Genomic DNA, 15,775 nt, shown 5'->3' with positions numbered 1-15,775 from the left:
CGCCTCATGCCTTGCCCGAAGATGCATCCATTTGGTTGATCTGTCGGTCGAGGGCGGCGCGGGCTTGATCAATCAATCGTTGAGGCACAGCGGGGTGTGCATCCGCGATGTCCCACATGAGGTCTTCGATCTCCGAGGAGAGCCCTGTCGAGGTCGGCAGAAGCTCACCACGCAGGGCGCTGGCAAGAGCTGCCTCGAACGCCGGCGGCAGTTCGTCGCGGGAAAGACGACGTGATCTCACGGCCTTCCTCTCTGCTGGGATCGCTCGACCAACACCCTATGCAGCACCTTGGCGGGATCGCTCGCACGGTCGCCGAGGATCTCGACATCAGCGAAGGAACTGGCCAGTGCTTCACCGGGATCGAGAGGCCCATGGTTGCTGTCCACGAAGCTGTATCCGCTGAGTTGGGCGCGCCACTGTTTGTAGCGCAAGTCCCACTGGCCCTGCCGCTCGCCCGGTTGGATCGGGTTGTTCTGTCGCCAGTGGGTATCCAGGATGTCTTCGGCTTCGTTGCGCAGCTTCTTGCGGCGCCCGGTCGCGAACTCCATTACGTGCCCGTACTCGTGAACGACAGTGGAGTACACCGGTCTTGCCGCAAACTCGGGAGGAAACAGGCCGGAGGCGATCGCGGCTTCGATCTGCGACTGCATGTATGCGGGATCAGCCGCATGCATCGCGTTGATCATCAGATCCTTGCCGGCCAACCGGCCATCCGGGGTTTTCTTTCCCGTGGTCATGCCAAAGATCCGGTCGGGCTCGAAGGACGGATCCAGCAGTTGCCGGAAGTCGCGGATCGCGACCGTCTCGATCTCGCCTTGCGGATACTTCGTCAGCATGTCGTGGACGCCGCGGGCGATCTCCTGGGCCGTGTCTAGTGTGACTCCTGGGGTTTCGAAACCCTCGACGTTGATACCGTGCAACCGTTGAAGGAGCTGTGCCACTTCGGCATTCGTCGTGGCCGAATCGAACGGTGACGGCGGTATCAGACTGTTGGGCCGCGAAGCAGTGGAGCCGTCGCCGCTGCCGCCGGCGCCTGCCATGAACGACGGTTCGCGCTCGAGTTGGTTCTGTGCGTCGACCAGTCGACGTCGTGCGGCGCGCTCGGTCTGTGGGGATTGCGCGACATCGGCGACTCGTTGACGGCCTCGCACCTGTCTTTCCAGGTAGCGCTGACGTTGTTGGGCGCGATATGCGCCTTCGTCCGGAGCCGAATCCGTTGGAGGTAGAGGCGAATCCGCGGTCCACACGCTGACCACATGCCTGCAGCCGGGGTGCCAGAGCCCACGGGCGCGCGCCTCCGCGATGGAGGCGTACACGGTCACGGTGACCGATCGGCCGAAGCTGTCCGAAGCAGTCCGTGCACCCGATGCGCCCGTAATCGAGAGCACTTGCCCTTCGAACGGCCGGCACAGCTTGCATGCCTGCGGTACGTCGGAGACGACCACGAGGTCATGGCCTTGGCTGGACAGGGTCGAGATGTACGCCTCGACCTCCGCGAAGGTGGAGGCCGCGCGGACGGTGGTTTCGACGTAGGAGACCAGGTTGTGTCGGCGCCCGTGTGGGTCGGTGTAGCCGGTCACTCCTGGTTCGGCTGCCTGATCGAGGATGCGCTGTACCGCGGCGGCGCGTTCAGCTTCCGATAGCGCGGGGTCGCTGCCGGCGTCGATGGCTTGGCGGAAGACCTGCTCTGCCCATGCGCCGATACGTGGGTGCGTCGCGGCGATGCGCGCGAACACTTCTCGGGTAAGCCGGTCCGACTGCCCGCGACCGATGATTGTGCCGGCCATGCCGAGGTCGTCGAATGCTGCGGACGCGCCGTGCTCCCACGATGCGGTGATCGCGGCACCTACTCGGCGCGAGGATTCCTGGTCGAGGTCTTTGGTGATGCGTTTGACGCCGCGGCGCAACTTCAGCAGCCGTGCCAGCATGCGCGCGACCCACTGTCCGCCGGGGAACGGCATGAGAATGCGGGCGAGCCACTTCAGGACGCTGCGTTCGGCGTTGTTGTAGAGGGAGACGACTGGGCCGGCTACGCGGTCACCGAAGCTGGGTTTCAGCGGCATCGCTGCTGCCCGAATCGTTCATCGAGTCATCCGCGCCGGGGTCGGTGGCGGAAGTGTCCGCTGCCACTGGGTTGTCGAACTCGCTGGGCAGGGTGGGTTGCTGCTCCATGGCGTCCTCTTTGAGGATCCGTTCGACCTCCTCCTGGACCTCGTCATTGCTCCAGTTCGGGTTGAACATCCGCACCGCAGTCTCGGTCGAAACCGCCCGCGCATTACGAAGGTTCGAGATCGCGGTCGACAGGGACACAGGGTCCTGGTCCACGCGCACCGGAAACTTCATCTCCGGATCCGCGGACAAGCCGTAGTCGCGACCATCGCCGTAGACGATGGCGTCGAGTTTCAGGGCGGTCGTCGCCAGCGGCTGTACGTTGGCTTGCCAGTACAGGATCTTGCGGGACCGGGTTTCGTTCGACTTGTTCTTGCGCGCAGACACTTCCGTCGCGGTCATCGCCGCGGCATCCGAGTCGTCAAAGTCAGCGCTGGAGTATCCACACGCGCGCAGAATCTGCTTCAGCAGCTTCTCGCACGTCTTGTTGTGCTCTTCCACACGGATCTCGAACTGCTGCGCCTGCACCAGGCGGCTGCCCTGTTCGTCGTTGAGGCTCATTCCGTCGGACGGCACAGGCGTGAAGATCTGCTGCTCCGGATCCCAACTGGCGCCTTTACCGGGGCCTTGATCCTCCAGAAGCTCCTGGGCTACGAATAGGCGGCCCTTCGCGATGTCCAAATCGCGCATCCAGCTCGACCAGGCTTCGTCGAGCGCATCGAACAGCGGCTCGACGCCTTCGAAATCGCTGCGCCCCAACGCACTCAACTGAGGGACGTTGCGCCACTTGCGGGCGGGTCTCACGTTGGGCACATAGGCGGCGGTCAAACCATCCACGCCCGTGTCGATCCCGGAGTTCTCGTCAACGAGGTCAGCAGCCCAGGCTGTGGCCTCCTGGTCGGTGAGCGGCATGCGCCGGCCGATCGAGGCATCGTCACCCACGTAGAGCGCGTGCTCGATACGGCCGGCCTCGTGGTGCTCCAGGTGCCGCCAGGTGCCTTGGGCGTCTTTGCCGACGATGGTCCAGAAGGTCACTTCACGCAGGCGCCCGTACTGCCAGACCGGGATCGCACCATCCGGCGCGACCGCGGACACCATCACCTTATTGGAAGCGGTGTTGTCCCACCACAACCGCAGGAACACCCCGCCTAAAGCGGCTTGGATCTCTGCGGCTTCCAGGAACGTCGCCACGGTATCGGCGTCGTCGAATAGGTCATTGAGCCGGTCCTGCGCGCCTTCGACATCGGTGGCGTCATCAGCATCGAACAACCAGCTCGGCGGCTGCCCGAACAGCAAGTCCGCCGAAGTCGTTGCGATATCCGCCGGCGCGGGCACATGCAGACGTTTCGTGTCCTGCAAGACTGGTCGGCCCCACCACAAGCGGCTGAGCATCCCAACCACACCGCCTCGCAGCTGCGAAGGCCGCGGGGTGGGAATCAGGTAGTTGGCGTTGCTGTAGATCGTTTGCAGGGCGAGCGTGTCGCCGGCCCACCAGGAGCTGTAGACGCCGTAGTCGTCGTAGGCGGTGTCGTGCGGCTTGGGAGGCCATACCCCCGCATAGTCGGGCATCGCCACAGGGCGCCTCCGGAGTTCAGGAAGGCGCGGGTGGCTGCGGAGCTAGACGAGGCTCATCGAGGAGACTTCACCCGCGCGGGTGAGGTAGACCAGGCCGCCGCGTTTGGCTTCGGCGCCGGTCAGGTCGCGGTAGTAGTTGCTGCCGCCGTCGAATGTCGGGGAGCAGATGCGGGTTCGGGTCTTCGCGGTTTCGACGGCCCACGTGTGGTAGTGGCCGTGCGCGAGAATGTGTGCGCCCGCAGGGTTTTGCTGATGGAACGACTGGTCGGCCCACCAGGTGAAAGCGTGAGAGCCCTTCGCGGTGCCGCCGCCCTTCCACTGATGCCCATGCGCGATCGTGAAGATCGTGTCGCCGCGAGCCACCGTCATGAACCCCTGCTCGGGGTGCGGCACTTCGACGGTGACGTGCCCAAACGCAGCCGGGTTCATCTTCAGGGCGTCAGCGACGCTGATGGCGCATTCGGTGGCCCATCCATCGCCAGGGTTGGTGGTCTGGAAGCGTTGGGCCTCATCGTGATTGCCGTTCACAACCGACAACCACACCTGATCTGTCAGGGGCGCGAACTGCTCGACCGCGTGCAGCATGAGCCGGCGCAGGATCCGGGTCTGGGTGGTGACCGCGTATTCGGTGCGCCACCAGTTGCGGCCTTCCTGCGAGACGTTGCCTTCTATGCAGTCGCCAGGGAACAGGACGTGCACGCCACCGAGGCCGCGGTGAGCCAGCGATCGATGTTCGGCGACTGCACGGTCGACGGACTCAAGGAACTTCTCGACGATGGCTTCGGTGCCGCCACCGTCGACCTTGGCGATCTGCAAATCACTGGCCTGGAAGTTGAAGACGTGCGGGCCAGCTGCGGTAGTCGGCTGGTGCGCGGTCCACGAATCGACGCGAGCGATCAGCTCATCCATGCCCGCGGCGGTGGCACGGCGCGGCGCGATCCGGAATCGGTAGGCCGCAAGCCAGCGTTCGTCATACGTCTGCCAACGGCTAATCCGCGGGACGCCAACGATTTCGACCTCATCGGGGTCGTACCCGAACTGCCGGAGGAGCTCAACGTGCGAGGCAGGTGCTTCTGCGAGCGGGCCCGTCTGTACGTAGCCATCGCGTCCGTCGAACTCAGTGCGTGGACGGTGCTCGGCCTCGGCGGCAGTAGGCTGACGGGCCAGGTCATCAGCGAGGCTCACGCGGCGTGCTCCAACTTGAAGCAGGAGCAGCGTCGCCGGAAGTGCGCTCGAAACCTTGTTTCCGCGGCCCCGCATCCGTTGCGCACCGCGAGACCGTGGAGGTGGGAGACCGGTTTTCCGGCGGTGAGGAAGTCCTCGATGGCGGCGCGGTCGCGATCGTTCAACGATTCGACCCAGGCACCGGTTTTGCAGAGTTGCTTCTGGTTTGCTTCGAGTTCCGCTTCGCGCATATCGTCAGCGAGGGACACGGTGAATTCTCCTCGTTTCGGTTCATGCACAGTGTATTTGCGGGCGCAAACCAGACGGTCCGACAGATTGCTAGGCGGCTTCCAGGTCCGGATCTTGCAGCTGACGACCAGGGAGTGTGCCGAGCTTGATGTGCCGGCGCCATTTCCGTTCGGCGGTCACCAGCAGGTACCGCGTTCCGTCGATGCCGTGGTCGTTGAGTTTGACGACCTGGTCTTTGCCTTCGGCGCTGGCCTTCTCGTCCCAGACGTAGGCGGGGATCTCTTTCAGCAGTTCCGGGCAGCGATCGGTGATTTTGAGCCGGTCCGCGCTGAAAAGGGCAGCCATCGTGCGGATCCCGTACAAGACGTCCTTGGTCGCTTTGAGCGAGCTCAGCCCGTCTTGCTTGAGTTGGACACGGAAGTCTGCGGCTGCCGAGTCGACGACCACTGATCCAGTCAGCCGCGGGGGCTGCTCGGGGTTGTCGCTCGGGTGGTGGGCGGTGTCGATCCAGTCCCGAACACCCTGCGACAGTTGCACGTTCGACCATCGGACTGATTCGTTCGATGCCTTGTACCGCCATTCGTCCATGCAATACAGGACGTCATCGACACCGTGGCCGATCATGACCGCGTGGGTGGGATTGGTTGTGCCGTGGTCGATTCCGACGCCGAGGATCCACCGCATGGGCGGCAGATCCTCCCAGCGGACCACATGCCGGTCAGGATCGAAACTGTCGAAGACAGCGCCTTCCGCCGCAACCCATTCACCGCGAATGAACCGCTTGTAGAAAACCCCCGTGAATTCCGCCTTCTTGCGTGCGATGTAGTCGGCCCCCAACTGGGGGTTGTCGTCCATGTAGAAATGGAAGACCTTGACGTCCATCCCAGGTTCGCCGGCCCGGTCGATGAACTTCTTCTTGAGATAGTGCTGCGGGTTGTCCGGGTTCGTCGTCGCCAGGCAACGCGCCCCCGGTACAGACAATCGGCCCTGAAGCTGGGTCCAGAAGTTCTCCGGGATCAGTGTCGCCTCGTCGACCATCGCCAGATAAGCGGTCAAGCCGCGGATCTTGGCTTCAGCGCCGACATCGTTGGCGCCGATCAGATGGACTGTGCGACCGAGGATTACCGCAGTCGAGGAGCCTCGGGTGTGGTGCACCTGACGCGCGAGCGGGCCGTAGATGGCCTCGTCTTGCATCAGCTCGATGACGTTGCGTTCGATCGTTTGCAGTGTGCGTCCGACGATGAGGATGATGCCGGTTCCTGGTGCGCGCCACACGCCCAGGAAGAACGCGAGGATGCTCGCGACGGTCTTGCCAGCTCGGATGGCGCCTGTCCAGATAGTGATCGCTGCGGTCTCAGCACCGATGATGGATTCGAGCTGCTTGGCCGACATTGGCATGTCGATGTCGGTCACGCTGCCTCGTCAGCGGATCCTGGATCCGGTTCCGTGGCTTTCGCTTTGGCGTAGGCGTCCAGGGCGGAGGCAAGCGCGCCGACCATGGAAGTGGCGTCGTCGGCGACCGTGCCCTTTGCATCGGCGATGGCCTTGAGTTCCGCGGCCTTGTAGGTGCCGGTCAGCCTCGCGCGCATGTCGGTGATCGCGAGGGCGCGGTCGATCTTCCAGGTGTCGCCGTGGGTTGCGTCTTTCCAGATGCCTACCCACATCGCGTCGAGGCGGGACAACTCGATCTGGAGGTATTCGTCTGCCTTCTCGCGGGTGATGTCGGCGAGGGCGTGTTGGATGTAGTCGCTGATGGTGGACTTGTGCAGTCCCATTTCCTCAGCGATCTGCGTTTGATTCAGCCCGGAGAGACGTAGTTCGAGAGCGCGTTTGCGGCGCTGCTGAACGTCGTGCACTTCTTCGACAGGCTTGGTCTTCTTACGAGCCATTCGGCGGACCTCCAGGATGCACGGCGGCTCCTGGCCGATCCGCGATCAGGTGGTGGGAACGGCTGCCACCTGGGCTAGCCGGGAAACGGGCACGATCAGGGTGTGCCCGTTGGTGAGTGACGTGATGAGCGCACGTCCACGCTCGATGCGGGTGATGCGGTAACGGCCGCGGCCGTCGAAGGTCACCAGGTCGTTGGATCCGAGTACTTCGTGGCGCATTGGCCGTCACCAATCATCAGCGGAAGGATTTAGGCGGCAAAGCCTTTGGCGGCTTCCCACGCCTTGAACGCCGCAACCAGGGCAGCGTCAGCATCGGAGGGAACCGGAGCCGGCGTGGGCGCTGGTGCGGGGCTGGGCGCTACGGTCGGGAAGGGGCCGGGCTGCCCGGTCAGCGCCTCGTAGTTCGCATTGAGGGCGGCACCGTCGATCGCAGCGGGCGAAACACCTTGCGCGGTCAACCAATCCAAGTCAAGAACCGTCCAGACCTCATCGAAGTAGCGTTCGAAGAAGTCAACACTGAGCTTCTGGGTCTTGCCCCAGGTGACACAGGTGAAGCTCGAAGCGTCGTAGGCGCCGATCGGGACGCAATGGCCGCCCTCGATACGAGACCGGGAGACAACAGTCCACGGCTTGCCAGAGTTGAACTGGTCCATCGCACTGGCCGGGAAGTTCATGCCCGTGTAGACGGCACCGAAGAGGCTGATACAGGCGCGGATCGTGGCCAAATCAGTGGCTTTGATCTGCGCGTAGGCGGCGATCTTGTTCCCGCCGACACCGGTTGTGTGCCAGTACTTCAGAGCGTCCTGGAGGGTCGCGCCGACATCGGTGGACGCATTGCCGGGCTGATATCCGGAGATCGCCTCGTACATGGCGAGCACATCACTGTCAGCGACGGGCGCGTCCTGATGCTGCCCGTACCAGTTGATTTGCTGGGCGACGTGTCCGGCGCCGGCCGCGGTGCAATCGCCCAGGCTGTCGTTCAGCGACATAGGCCAGGACGGCACTTTAGACAGCCAGTCTGCCGTGGCGGGTGGGGTGTAGCCGCGGAGGTGGTCTGCGGTGATCGTCAGGCGTGCGGGGCGCGGGTCGTGTGGGAGACGACCGAACGCAAAAGTCTGAGGCAAGGAGTGAGCACTCTCAGGAGAATGGTGAACGGATCGACCTGGCGGGGCAGGAGATTCGCGAGGTGAAGCGCGGTGACCGCGATGAGGGCGCGTGTCACGATGGGTCGGCGTTGGATTGCCCGGTCGACGCCCTCGGACAGCAGCTGATTCGGCGGGGCCGCCAACTCCCATACGCCGATCGCCGTGAGAAGGATGGCCCAAGCGTTTTCCGCGGTGCAGCGGCGCGCGGTCATTCGCTGTCGCCGTCGCTGTCGACATCCATCGGGATCCCGATGAAGCCTTCGGCTTGCGACATCGCCGAGTAGACGGCCGTGACGAGATCGAGAGTGGAGACCTGCTCAGGTGCCGGAGTGTCGATCTCGATTTCGAACCACAGGAGCTTCAACCGAAATCTCATGGGAACTCCTGTTCAAGAAGGGAATCGCGGCTACTCGTCACCGTCGCGCGGTGCGCGGATCGAGCCACGCAGATAGGACAGACGGCTGTCGAGCAGCCCGATCTGGATGTAGCCGGGCACGTTGTCGTCACGGGTGAGCGTGACTACCGACGTCCAGCGGTCACCCTCATCGTCGATGCCGCCGCGGGCCGCGATGACGGTGTAATCCATGAGCAGGCCGGGGTCGTCGCCGTCGTCGAAGTAGACGCGCATGGCGTGTTCGATTGCCGCGGTCAGCGCTTCGTCGGCTGCCTTCTGCTCAGGCGTCCGCGCCATCGGCAACTGCCTTGGTGATCTTGTCCGGTGAGTAGCCTGACCAGTGACGTTCTCCCGCAACTACCACCGGCGCTTGCTTGTAGCCGAGGCTGCGTATGAAGTCGAGGGCATCGTCGTCCTCGGTGACGTCGATCTTGCGGAACTCGGCGCCCAACGATTCCAGCTTGCGGATCGTGAACTTGCACGGCTGGCAGTTCGGGCGGCTGTAGACAGTGATCTCCGGCATCAGGCGTCGCCCAACTCCTTGTTCAGTTGCTCCATGCGTGCGTGTGCACGGCTGACCACTTCTGCAAGCGCGTCGAGCGCCTGGTCGAATTCGTCTTGCGCCGCGATCTCGTTGATCTTGGCTTCATCTAGCCCGCGTTTTGCGTCCGCAACCCGCTGCTCTGCTGTCTCGACAGGATCAGCGGACATAACGGACCTCCGAGGACGGATGCGGCGTGAGTTTGAAGCCCGCCGCGGCGCGGGGTAGCGGGCCGGCGCGGCGGGCTGGTCGCGGCGCCGATGGCTGCCTGCGACCCGCCACCGAGAGACCCTGCTACCCGTCGTGAGATGCGGGTGGCCCCTTGCCGAATGGGGCACTAGGGTGGTGGCGAAATCTTGGTAAGATCTGCGGCAGACGCCCCAGGTTCAGCTGCCTCTGCTATTGCATGCAGCGTTCGCCTCTCCCCTATTCGGGTGATGCGGCCTGGGGCTTCGCCATGTGTTGCGGTAGGTGTTCTCTGGGCAGCACCGCTACTACCACTGCGTTACCTCATGCATTGAGGTCGCACCGCGCCTATCGCGCGGTTAAAATTTGTTGTCCCAGTCGGACCAGCCAACGGTTATCGACGGCTCGGTGACGTCGTCCGGGGCGCCGGGGACGGCGATAGTGGTCGCCGGTTGGTATACGAGCTCGGAAAGGGTCAACGTCGACCGCTGCCCGTCCTCGTCCACGGTGAGGTGGACGGTCTCCCCTCGATCGACGAAGGCGTCGATGATGTGCTTCGCGCCGGGGTGGTCGGTCGGGAGCTCAGTGAAGGATTCGCCCTCGGCGAAGGTATGGACGAGGTTGAAGTCCTTGTCCCACATGCGGCGAACGACCTGCTGGGGCTTGCTCTCGTGCCCGATCTTCACGATGCGGGCGAAGAGAGTGAGTGTCACCTTGACTGGTTCGTGGGCGTTCATCGTGACTCCGTGCACGATCACCGGATCGTCAGCTGGCGCGAGCACGGGTTTGCCGTTTATGCGGATCTCGTTCGGGGTGACGATGCCGCCGGCACCGTCACGGCTCGCACGCGAGGTCTTCTCGATGATCTCGATGTCGGCGCAATCGGGGTACTCGCTCACTTGCCGCCCTGCTTCCTATGTTGGGCAGATCCTGGGTAATAGCCGAAGTGGGCATGGAAGTACTCGGTTGCCAACCCGTTCGCCTTCTCGATCGACATGTATTGCAGGAGTTGGGTTCTCAACGCCCGCCACGGCGTGGGGCTGTCAGCCCACTTGGCGAGACCTTCGCCGAGCCAGTACGCGTTGAGCTCGCGGCTCGCACCTGTCTTGCCGTCAGGATTGGCCAATGCTGTACACCCCCTCGGGCGGGACGTCGCCTACCGGCTTGGTCGTAACGGTGCAGCACAGATCCGCGTCGTACGGGCACGGGCGGTGGTCGCGTGGGCACTCGTCGTCACACTCGTTGACCGGGTTTGTCTCGTACTCGTCGCGCCAGTCCGCGACTTCCTGCTTCTGGCGGGAGCGCAAGAGCCGCCGGCTCTCGGCGACCAGGCCAGCACGCCTGCGGTGGACACGTTCGCACGAGCAGCGCGCACCGTACATGCAGAAGTACGGCGTCTGATCAGACCTGCCAAGCATCCGAGCCACGTGCACCGCCATTTACATCGCAAAAAGGAACACGCTGGTCAGAGACTCGCAGCACCCGAAGCGCCAGATACATCGCAAAGAACGGCAGCCTCAGCGGCCATGATCTCGGCAGCACTCACGACATCGATCAGGACATTGGCGTAATCGAGCTGATCACCGGTCTTGCGGCAGATCCATTTGGCCATAGTGAGTTTGATGTCGTCGCGGTCGACGAAATCGGCGACGACCTTGGTGGCAGAGTGAAATACCCGCCAGCATCCGTCCGGGTACTGGGAGGCCAACACCCGGAAGCAGGACATCAGGACTCCATCGGCTCGTAGGTCTGCTCGAAGATGTCCGCCTTGCAGGGGTAGAACTCGCCAGCCACACCGCGGATGATCCAGTCGCCGACGTTGGCGATCATCGTGCCTTCGAGGGTTTCGATCTCCACCCAGTTCGGGCAGTCGCCATCGAACACTTCGCGTCGGATGGGGTCCGAATGGACGTGCCTGGCTTTGCCGCCGTTGGCTTGGATCCAGTCGACCAGCCGCTGCCCGTTCAGGCTCGAAAGGCGATTGGCTTCGACTTCGACCGACCGCTTGCGATAGCGGAGGGCGTTCACCACGTCCACACGCCGATCGGGGCTTCCATCCGCAACTCGAGGGTGCGAATCGGCTGGTGGCAGAACAGGCGGATGATGGCCGCGAAATCCATTGAGGCTCCTGGCGAGAGTAGTGGTTGTCAGACGCGGGGCGGCCAGTTCCAGTGGCCCGGAGTCGCGGTCTCGGCGAACGGAACGGCCTCGTTGAAGAACATCCCAGTCGGGTTCAGGACCGCCAAGCCGACGACGCCGCCGTCTCCGACTGTGGTGATCACCGCCGCGCGAGCCTCAGGCAGATACTCGCCGCCCGGAGTGCCGTAGGACTGATAGTGGACAATTCGACCGACTGAAGGGGTCACCGATTTCTCCTGGCTTGGGATGGATGGTGCTACAAAGTGATTGGGTCTCCGAGGACCCCGCCGTTCAGATGACGGTGCGACCAATACAGGTCCGGGCTACCGTTCTCATCGAGAAACAGGATCCATCGGCTACCATCTGCGCGTTCGCCTTCGATGAGGCCGGACCAGTCGCAGGTGGTCGACGGGTGTTCGTAGCGTTCGATGCGGATGTTCTTCACTGGATGCTCCTGAAAAGTGTTGCCGGAACATCCATCCGGGCGAGTTAAGCCCGTCACCTGAGGCAGCGGGCGGGTTGTTCGGGTGGCGGGATTCGAACCCACGTATCTCGCGCCCAAAGCGAGTGCCCTAGACCAAGCTGGACGACACCCAAAGAACCCGCCGAAGTGAGGAAGCTTGCGCTCTAGCCTTGGCGGGCATAGTTGTTCGTGCAGCGTTAGCCGATCACGGCGGTCAGCACCGCGAGAATGACCTTGCCGGCACATTCAGCGACACCGACCCAGTCGATGGCGGACGCGGCAGCAGACAGGGTAGACAGCATGAGGGACTCCTCGATCAGGGGTAACCATTCGGATTCGAATGGGGCCAACGGGCACGTGCGCCCGAGGGCGCTTGTTGCAGCGCCGGTTACCTTCGAAAGGTGTTGGCAGGTCCTTTGACCACCCGGTCTTACCTTGCCGAGACTGCATCGATGCGGTGGCCGGATTTGAACCGGCGACAGACCCGGGTTATGAGCCCAGCGAGCTACCGAACTGCTCTACACCGCAATGAAATAGGCGAAACCCGGCTCACCAACCGTCCGGATGGCTGCCGGGTTCTCGCAGGTTACGGGCCTCGCCTGAGCGAGTAGTCCTGCATCCCCACTTCCGGCCTCTCCTCGAAGAGGCCAGCAAAGCACGCGCGTTTCCCGGCGATCAACTCGGGCACCGCAATTGCGGCGGACTTGAGACGCGCCCCTCAAGCTCCATCCAATGTCCTCAGGGGTAGGCCAAAGCCCAGCATTACCCGAGGCGAAGTAGAGAGGTGGGGAGTTTCCTAGGCTCCGACCGGGGCACGGGCCGTAAGGCTGTAGGTTCCCGGTGCTGCGAATTGCCCGCTGAGGCATCGGTTTCAGGCCGCTAAGCCCTCCCCTATCAGCCACTTGGCCGTCAGGTTCCCGACATCGCACACATTCGCGGCCCGACCACGCAGGTAGCCGCTCACTCTGTCACCACCAGCACAGCTAGCTACGCTGCGCTTTGCTCTCCGGGCGGGATTCGAACCCGCACCTATCCCCGTCGGGACGCCTTCTGCCACTTGAGCTACCGGAGAACTTTGAAGTTATTGCCGCAGACGCACATCCGTGAGAATGGTTGAATGATCTGCAGCTGACAGCTAGACGCTCACAACCTAGGAGGAGCGTCCGCATACACTCGTCGCCGCTGGCCGTATTTTGGGTACAGTTATTGCGACAAGATCAGACGGTAGCAGCCGATTCCGCGAAAACGCCCATGCGTCATAACGAATTGGTAACGGTCAGCTGGCGAGGGTCGCAATCTCCGTCTCACCGCCGCGAATCACAGCGTCGAGGTACAGGTCAACCGTCTCGTACGTGAACTTGTCGTGCCGAATCGTCTTGTTCTTCAGGATGATCGACCCGTTCTTCTCCTGCCCGGACAGGTCAGCCCAGTTGATGCCCTTCTCCAGCATCAGCATGTCGTGCAGCTGTTGCCGGTTCTTCCCGTGACATTCCTTGTGGGAGAAGTGCGCTCGGGCCAGCATCTGCAAGCTGTTGCGCTCCCAGTCCTGCTGCCGCCACACGAACATGTTCGGTACATCCTCCCGCGGCACCACGAACGCCCGCGAATCGAACGCCGCCGGCCCCGGATCGTTGTGCATCGCCAGGTTGAAGAACCCCGTGAACAACGACGCCGACAGGGACACCAGCTTGTTCAGCTCGTACCCGAACCAGCCAGTCGTGTCGTGGGTGTCGAAGTCGGTGATCAGGAACGTCGCCTCGTCGGACTGCACGTAGCCCAGCTTGAAACCCTGCATCTCGCGCGCGGTCTCGACCGCGGCCTTCACCATCACGTTCATCAGTGCATGGTCGAATGGCTTCCGCATTCGCCGCGTGAACGTGTGGAACGCGCGCCCGTCGACACGGATGATCACGCACGAATTCGGGGTCAGCTTCTGATTGTAGGGCGCTTCGTAAGCCTTCATCCGGTCACCGATGCTGGTCATGCCGTCCTCGCCTTCGTCGTTGTTGTTCCCCGCTGGCCGTACCAATCGCCGCGCGAGACCTCACCTGCGCGAACTGCGGGAGCCAGATGTCCGGCATGCCAGCCGTTCTCGATCACTGGGCACGGGTAGCCGTTGAGCTTCTCGTTCGGGAATCGCCGCCGGCACGCGTTCTTGGCGGATTTGCGGGAGGTGAATGTCTGCTTCTCGCAGTGATGGCACCGACCCAGCGCCGTTCTATGCGACGTCACGCCACCTCATCTCGCGTATGGGTGACATTCCGAACCGATTTGATGTCCTCCGCGGGCGCGAACAGAAGTAGTTTCCAGCGGCCCTCGACCTCGCCGTGAAACGTCCACCCGCTGCGCTTCCGGGTTGTTGTCTCGCCCGAAAACAACCCGAGGATCGCCTCATCCGGCGGCAGAAGAACTTGATGGGCTTGGATGTACTCGATGTGGCCGCTCGCCCACATGATCTCGTAAGTGTCGAGCGGACCATAGTCGAAGCTCATGCCGCGGCCACCCATCCTGCGGTGGCGAGCACGCCCGCAATGTCGGGCGGAGACCAATGAGCAGGCTTCAGGACCTTGCCGCCTTCGTCACGGATCACTTTGCCGTCCACCAGCTTCCGCATGTTCGAGGCGTGAACTTCCTTCCACAGCGACTTCAACGGCAACTGCAGAGCCGCGGCGAGGGGCAGGCAGGCGCTGATAAGCAGCTCGACATAGGCGGCGGTCAGCTTGAGGTACCGGTCATTCGCCACCTCGGTCATCCGCTCGCAGATGTCGGCGAAGTCCTCAGGGCGCGGCACCCGCGGCGAGTCGTCGTAGACCTGCCAGCCCGGGACACCGCGCACATCCACGAGCAGTCCGATCCGCGCAAGCTTCTTCGGGATACAGCCGATTCGCAGTCCCAGCCCCGCCGTCACGTAGATGACGTCGACAATGCCGTCCACCGTCGCGACCATGTCTCGCGACTCGAGCCCAGCGCACAGTTCGGCGACTTCCTCAGCAATCAACCGCAGCGCGAGGTCGACGTCCTCGTCCGCCGGCCAGCCTGGCGTGTCCAGCATCGCGACGCCGAACGCCTTGCCGAATTCCGCCACATCTGTCCAGATGGTCATCAGGCCACCGCTTTCGTCGCTTCGAGGTCCGCGTACGTCAGCGCGCGGAGCACTCGGACGTGAAGGTCATCCAGGATCAGCCGCATGTTCAGCCAGTCGGCGCCATCGAATGCCCGCTGCGCTTGGCCTGCCAGCGCTTCGAGCTCGTGCATGACCACGGCGATATCGGTGGCGGAAGGGTGTTTCCAGAGGCGGTGTTCTTCTAGCCGGTCAGCGTCCACGACCGCACCGGTAGACAGAACCTGTTCGCACTCAGTGCATTTCATGGTCGTCTCAGCTCCAGAGTTCGGGCATGATGTCCACGAAGGCGTGGCGGGCTTGCCGGACACGTTCGAGGTATTCGGTCTCACGTCGTCTGAAGTCCGCGAAGATTGGCTTCACTGCTTCGGAGTCGACGACTGCACCCCGTGGACAGGCAGCAGCGAAGACGGCTTGCTTCTCCGGCGTGTCACACACGTGCGGCGGTTCTTCCGAGAGGCGGTCAATGAGGGTCTGGTACTTCACCCTCCGCTCGGGCGAGCAGAAGCACACCGAGTGGTCCATGTGGTACTTCAGCGACGCGACCGCCAGCTCGTTGAAGCTCGCGTCGAATTCATCGATCACCCAGTCGAGATCGCGGATTTGGAGGCCGACGAGGTCCCGGTAGCTCTTGCCGCGGCCGGCGATCTCGACCGTCCATCGCCACAAAGGCATTCGCACGTTCAGTTCACGGCAACGCCCACGCCACCAACACCAACGAGGGCCATCTGTGGCCGGGTCGTAGTCCTGGAGAATGATCGACCAACCGACGACTGGGACATAAGCGGATTTGAACATC

At 63.2% G+C, this 15,775-nt stretch carries 25 protein-coding genes and 3 tRNA genes; all 28 read right to left on the bottom strand.

Going from position 1 to position 15,775, the window contains the following annotated elements:
• Positions 1 to 4: 4 nt before the first annotated feature.
• Positions 5 to 241 carry a hypothetical protein gene (locus ABZV44_RS40265; RefSeq protein ID WP_354848874.1) on the bottom strand — a complete coding sequence of 79 codons (237 nt, stop codon included), beginning with the start codon at positions 239 to 241 and terminating at the stop codon, positions 5 to 7.
• Positions 238 to 2,064 carry a phage minor capsid protein gene (locus ABZV44_RS40260; RefSeq protein WP_354848872.1) on the bottom strand — a complete coding sequence of 609 codons (1,827 nt, stop codon included), beginning with the start codon at positions 2,062 to 2,064 and terminating at the stop codon, positions 238 to 240. Before ABZV44_RS40260 ends, ABZV44_RS40265 begins: the two co-directional genes overlap by 4 nt.
• On the bottom strand, positions 2,039 to 3,679 hold the full coding sequence (locus ABZV44_RS40255) for a phage portal protein (protein WP_354848965.1): 1,641 nt from the start codon (positions 3,677 to 3,679) through the stop codon (positions 2,039 to 2,041). The genes ABZV44_RS40260 and ABZV44_RS40255 overlap by 26 nt, the downstream gene beginning before the upstream one ends.
• Before the next feature lie 48 nt (positions 3,680 to 3,727).
• Positions 3,728 to 4,870 (bottom strand): hypothetical protein, encoded by a 1,143-nt coding sequence (locus ABZV44_RS40250; protein WP_354848870.1) that lies wholly within the window; start codon positions 4,868 to 4,870, stop codon positions 3,728 to 3,730.
• Positions 4,867 to 5,118 (bottom strand): hypothetical protein, encoded by a 252-nt coding sequence (locus ABZV44_RS40245; RefSeq protein WP_354848868.1) that lies wholly within the window; start codon positions 5,116 to 5,118, stop codon positions 4,867 to 4,869. The genes ABZV44_RS40250 and ABZV44_RS40245 overlap by 4 nt, the downstream gene beginning before the upstream one ends.
• A 70-nt stretch (positions 5,119 to 5,188) precedes the next feature.
• Complete coding sequence (locus ABZV44_RS40240) at positions 5,189 to 6,511, bottom strand: PBSX family phage terminase large subunit (protein ID WP_354848865.1); 1,323 nt, start codon at positions 6,509 to 6,511, stop codon at positions 5,189 to 5,191.
• Entirely contained in the window at positions 6,508 to 6,987 is a 480-nt protein-coding gene (locus ABZV44_RS40235) for a helix-turn-helix domain-containing protein (RefSeq protein WP_354848862.1), read from the bottom strand. The genes ABZV44_RS40240 and ABZV44_RS40235 overlap by 4 nt, the downstream gene beginning before the upstream one ends.
• 45 nt (positions 6,988 to 7,032) lie before the next feature.
• Positions 7,033 to 7,206, bottom strand: a complete 174-nt coding sequence (locus ABZV44_RS40230) for a hypothetical protein (RefSeq protein WP_354848859.1) — start codon at positions 7,204 to 7,206, stop codon at positions 7,033 to 7,035.
• Between the two features lie 29 nt (positions 7,207 to 7,235).
• Positions 7,236 to 7,976, bottom strand: coding sequence for a hypothetical protein (locus tag ABZV44_RS40225; RefSeq protein ID WP_354848857.1), 741 nt, complete (start codon positions 7,974 to 7,976; stop codon positions 7,236 to 7,238).
• A gap of 77 nt (positions 7,977 to 8,053) precedes the next feature.
• Positions 8,054 to 8,344 (bottom strand): hypothetical protein, encoded by a 291-nt coding sequence (locus ABZV44_RS40220; RefSeq protein WP_354848854.1) that lies wholly within the window; start codon positions 8,342 to 8,344, stop codon positions 8,054 to 8,056.
• Complete coding sequence (locus tag ABZV44_RS40215; protein ID WP_354848851.1) at positions 8,341 to 8,508, bottom strand: hypothetical protein; 168 nt, start codon at positions 8,506 to 8,508, stop codon at positions 8,341 to 8,343. Before ABZV44_RS40215 ends, ABZV44_RS40220 begins: the two co-directional genes overlap by 4 nt.
• A 30-nt stretch (positions 8,509 to 8,538) precedes the next feature.
• Positions 8,539 to 8,823 (bottom strand): hypothetical protein, encoded by a 285-nt coding sequence (locus ABZV44_RS40210; RefSeq protein WP_354848848.1) that lies wholly within the window; start codon positions 8,821 to 8,823, stop codon positions 8,539 to 8,541.
• The gene (locus ABZV44_RS40205; RefSeq protein ID WP_354848845.1) at positions 8,807 to 9,049 is read right to left on the bottom strand and encodes a glutaredoxin family protein; all 243 of its coding nucleotides are present in this window, start codon (positions 9,047 to 9,049) and stop codon (positions 8,807 to 8,809) included. The genes ABZV44_RS40210 and ABZV44_RS40205 overlap by 17 nt, the downstream gene beginning before the upstream one ends.
• On the bottom strand, positions 9,049 to 9,237 hold the full coding sequence (locus ABZV44_RS40200; protein WP_354848842.1) for a hypothetical protein: 189 nt from the start codon (positions 9,235 to 9,237) through the stop codon (positions 9,049 to 9,051). Before ABZV44_RS40200 ends, ABZV44_RS40205 begins: the two co-directional genes overlap by 1 nt.
• Positions 9,238 to 9,612: 375 nt before the next feature.
• Complete coding sequence (locus ABZV44_RS40195; RefSeq protein ID WP_354848839.1) at positions 9,613 to 10,152, bottom strand: hypothetical protein; 540 nt, start codon at positions 10,150 to 10,152, stop codon at positions 9,613 to 9,615.
• Complete coding sequence (locus ABZV44_RS40190) at positions 10,149 to 10,379, bottom strand: hypothetical protein (protein WP_354848836.1); 231 nt, start codon at positions 10,377 to 10,379, stop codon at positions 10,149 to 10,151. The genes ABZV44_RS40195 and ABZV44_RS40190 overlap by 4 nt, the downstream gene beginning before the upstream one ends.
• A gap of 339 nt (positions 10,380 to 10,718) precedes the next feature.
• Positions 10,719 to 10,979, bottom strand: coding sequence for a hypothetical protein (locus ABZV44_RS40185; RefSeq protein ID WP_354848833.1), 261 nt, complete (start codon positions 10,977 to 10,979; stop codon positions 10,719 to 10,721).
• On the bottom strand, positions 10,979 to 11,290 hold the full coding sequence (locus ABZV44_RS40180; RefSeq protein WP_354848830.1) for a hypothetical protein: 312 nt from the start codon (positions 11,288 to 11,290) through the stop codon (positions 10,979 to 10,981). The genes ABZV44_RS40185 and ABZV44_RS40180 overlap by 1 nt, the downstream gene beginning before the upstream one ends.
• Before the next feature lie 110 nt (positions 11,291 to 11,400).
• A complete protein-coding gene (locus ABZV44_RS40175; protein ID WP_354848827.1) occupies positions 11,401 to 11,619 on the bottom strand; it encodes a hypothetical protein in 219 nt (72 codons plus the stop codon).
• Between the two features lie 29 nt (positions 11,620 to 11,648).
• On the bottom strand, positions 11,649 to 11,837 hold the full coding sequence (locus ABZV44_RS40170; RefSeq protein WP_354848825.1) for a hypothetical protein: 189 nt from the start codon (positions 11,835 to 11,837) through the stop codon (positions 11,649 to 11,651).
• A 77-nt stretch (positions 11,838 to 11,914) separates the two neighbouring features.
• A tRNA-Pro gene (locus ABZV44_RS40165) sits at positions 11,915 to 11,989 on the bottom strand.
• A 318-nt stretch (positions 11,990 to 12,307) separates the two neighbouring features.
• Positions 12,308 to 12,383: transfer RNA gene (locus ABZV44_RS40160), tRNA-Met, on the bottom strand.
• Positions 12,384 to 12,857: 474 nt separating this feature from the next.
• Positions 12,858 to 12,927, bottom strand: a tRNA-OTHER gene (locus ABZV44_RS40155).
• A gap of 204 nt (positions 12,928 to 13,131) precedes the next feature.
• Positions 13,132 to 13,839 (bottom strand): tRNA(His) guanylyltransferase Thg1 family protein, encoded by a 708-nt coding sequence (locus ABZV44_RS40150; protein WP_354848822.1) that lies wholly within the window; start codon positions 13,837 to 13,839, stop codon positions 13,132 to 13,134.
• Positions 13,840 to 14,083: 244 nt separating this feature from the next.
• Entirely contained in the window at positions 14,084 to 14,347 is a 264-nt protein-coding gene (locus ABZV44_RS40145) for a hypothetical protein (protein ID WP_354848819.1), read from the bottom strand.
• The gene (locus ABZV44_RS40140) at positions 14,344 to 14,958 is read right to left on the bottom strand and encodes a hypothetical protein (protein ID WP_354848816.1); all 615 of its coding nucleotides are present in this window, start codon (positions 14,956 to 14,958) and stop codon (positions 14,344 to 14,346) included. Before ABZV44_RS40140 ends, ABZV44_RS40145 begins: the two co-directional genes overlap by 4 nt.
• Positions 14,958 to 15,179 carry a hypothetical protein gene (locus ABZV44_RS40135; RefSeq protein ID WP_354848813.1) on the bottom strand — a complete coding sequence of 74 codons (222 nt, stop codon included), beginning with the start codon at positions 15,177 to 15,179 and terminating at the stop codon, positions 14,958 to 14,960. The genes ABZV44_RS40140 and ABZV44_RS40135 overlap by 1 nt, the downstream gene beginning before the upstream one ends.
• A gap of 52 nt (positions 15,180 to 15,231) precedes the next feature.
• Complete coding sequence (locus tag ABZV44_RS40130; RefSeq protein ID WP_354848810.1) at positions 15,232 to 15,774, bottom strand: hypothetical protein; 543 nt, start codon at positions 15,772 to 15,774, stop codon at positions 15,232 to 15,234.
• Between the last annotated feature and the right edge of the window lies 1 nt (position 15,775).

This window comes from Nocardia sp. NPDC004860 (assembly GCF_040609015.1).
In the GTDB taxonomy this organism is placed as follows: domain Bacteria; phylum Actinomycetota; class Actinomycetes; order Mycobacteriales; family Mycobacteriaceae; genus Nocardia.
This window is presented reverse-complemented; position numbering and strand designations above follow the sequence as displayed.

What these genes read in the sequence shown, in the direction of transcription:
- ABZV44_RS40260 (WP_354848872.1), bottom strand. Translation starts at nt 2,064, where the DNA reads ATGCCGCTGAAACCCAGCTTCGGTGACCGCGTAGCCGGCCCAGTCGTC.
- ABZV44_RS40255 (WP_354848965.1), bottom strand. Translation starts at nt 3,679, where the DNA reads ATGCCCGACTATGCGGGGGTATGGCCTCCCAAGCCGCACGACACCGCC.
- ABZV44_RS40235 (WP_354848862.1), bottom strand. Translation starts at nt 6,987, where the DNA reads ATGGCTCGTAAGAAGACCAAGCCTGTCGAAGAAGTGCACGACGTTCAG.
- ABZV44_RS40230 (WP_354848859.1), bottom strand. Translation starts at nt 7,206, where the DNA reads ATGCGCCACGAAGTACTCGGATCCAACGACCTGGTGACCTTCGACGGC.
- ABZV44_RS40225 (WP_354848857.1), bottom strand. Translation starts at nt 7,976, where the DNA reads ATGTCGCTGAACGACAGCCTGGGCGATTGCACCGCGGCCGGCGCCGGA.
- ABZV44_RS40220 (WP_354848854.1), bottom strand. Translation starts at nt 8,344, where the DNA reads ATGACCGCGCGCCGCTGCACCGCGGAAAACGCTTGGGCCATCCTTCTC.
- ABZV44_RS40215 (WP_354848851.1), bottom strand. Translation starts at nt 8,508, where the DNA reads ATGAGATTTCGGTTGAAGCTCCTGTGGTTCGAAATCGAGATCGACACT.
- ABZV44_RS40210 (WP_354848848.1), bottom strand. Translation starts at nt 8,823, where the DNA reads ATGGCGCGGACGCCTGAGCAGAAGGCAGCCGACGAAGCGCTGACCGCG.
- ABZV44_RS40205 (WP_354848845.1), bottom strand. Translation starts at nt 9,049, where the DNA reads ATGCCGGAGATCACTGTCTACAGCCGCCCGAACTGCCAGCCGTGCAAG.
- ABZV44_RS40200 (WP_354848842.1), bottom strand. Translation starts at nt 9,237, where the DNA reads ATGTCCGCTGATCCTGTCGAGACAGCAGAGCAGCGGGTTGCGGACGCA.
- ABZV44_RS40185 (WP_354848833.1), bottom strand. Translation starts at nt 10,979, where the DNA reads ATGTCCTGCTTCCGGGTGTTGGCCTCCCAGTACCCGGACGGATGCTGG.
- ABZV44_RS40150 (WP_354848822.1), bottom strand. Translation starts at nt 13,839, where the DNA reads ATGACCAGCATCGGTGACCGGATGAAGGCTTACGAAGCGCCCTACAAT.
- ABZV44_RS40145 (WP_354848819.1), bottom strand. Translation starts at nt 14,347, where the DNA reads ATGAGCTTCGACTATGGTCCGCTCGACACTTACGAGATCATGTGGGCG.
- ABZV44_RS40140 (WP_354848816.1), bottom strand. Translation starts at nt 14,958, where the DNA reads ATGACCATCTGGACAGATGTGGCGGAATTCGGCAAGGCGTTCGGCGTC.
- ABZV44_RS40130 (WP_354848810.1), bottom strand. Translation starts at nt 15,774, where the DNA reads ATGTTCAAATCCGCTTATGTCCCAGTCGTCGGTTGGTCGATCATTCTC.